This is a genomic window from Megasphaera sp. MJR8396C, assembly GCF_001546855.1.
Lineage (GTDB): Bacteria > Bacillota > Negativicutes > Veillonellales > Megasphaeraceae > Megasphaera.
On record NZ_KQ958196.1, the window covers coordinates 27,785 to 28,028 of the forward strand.

1 protein-coding gene is annotated in these 244 nt (G+C 47.1%); it reads left to right on the plus strand.

Annotation, left to right across the window (positions count from 1 at the left end; all coding sequences use genetic code 11):
* On the plus strand, window positions 1–244 hold a 244-nt coding region (locus tag HMPREF3201_RS11905), incomplete at both ends, for a hypothetical protein (protein WP_197408269.1).

Consider the following 244-nt stretch of genomic DNA (forward strand, 5'->3'; position numbering starts at 1 on the left):
CGGCAGCATTACCTTTGCACCTACGGGAGCGAAAGACGCTGACGGAAACACCTTGGTCCAAGGTCAAGATGGTAAGTGGTATTCTGATTTGTCCGATGCTACCTATGATGCTACCAATAATATCTATACGAAAGCTGATGGCACTACTGTAAGCGCCGTAGATAATCCGGTTGTTTCGTCCGTAAAATTGACCAATACCGGTCTCGACAATGGCGGCAATAAGATTACCAACGTGGCAAAAGGC